The 772-nt window shown below is 48.3% G+C and carries 1 protein-coding gene; it reads left to right on the forward strand.

Annotated elements, in window-relative coordinates; translation table 11 throughout:
- Positions 1-772: hypothetical protein (locus tag AACR11_RS20885; protein WP_139374627.1), on the forward strand; the 772-nt coding region annotated here is incomplete at both ends.

Consider the following 772-nt stretch of genomic DNA (forward strand, 5'->3'; position numbering starts at 1 on the left):
AAGACTTTAAACGCTATGGCGACGCGCTGAAACCTGATACGAGCGTACCAGGTAAATCGAAAGACATTCGCACCACTAAAGATTTCCTAAATGGTTACAAAAATGACCATGCGAAAGAAATCGTTGACGGCTTCCACTCAGATATGAGCATCAAGCAACTGGTGGATCTGTTTGTTAAAGGCAACTGGAGTGCAGAGCAAAAAGGTGCGCTTGCTTGGGAAATCGAAAGTCGTGCACTGAAAGTGACGTTCCAGAACAAATCTGAAAAGTACAACCGATTGTTCCGTGAGATTGCTTCTGCTGGCGTGGTGGATGCGAAAGCGACTGAACAGCTTGCGCCACAGTTAATGCTGTTGAACCTATCGAATGACGGTTTTGGTGGACGTTGTGATCCACTTTCTAAACTCGTTTTGGTTGCTAAACAGCTTGAAAACGATGGTCAAGTTGGCGTGGCAAGACAACTGCTAGAGAAGATGTACTCTGCGGCAGCGGTGCTGAGCAATCCAACGCTTTACTCAGACAGTGAAAAAGCCAATGCAAGCAAGTTGCTCAGCAGCTTGGCGGCCATTCATGCGAAGAACCCAATGCATGATACGTCGATGAAAGTGTGGCAGGAAAAGCTGGAAGGGAAGCAAGCGCTGACCGTAAACGGTGTGGTTGAGAAAATCACTGATGCATCGGCTAACGGCAAACCTGTGTTGTTGGAACTTGATGCTCCGGGGCATGCGATGGCAGCTTGGGCAAAAGGCTCAGGCGACGATCGTGTTTACGG

It is taken from the genome of Vibrio sp. L85, assembly GCF_963871815.1.
Taxonomy (GTDB): Bacteria; Pseudomonadota; Gammaproteobacteria; order Enterobacterales; family Vibrionaceae; genus Vibrio; species Vibrio harveyi.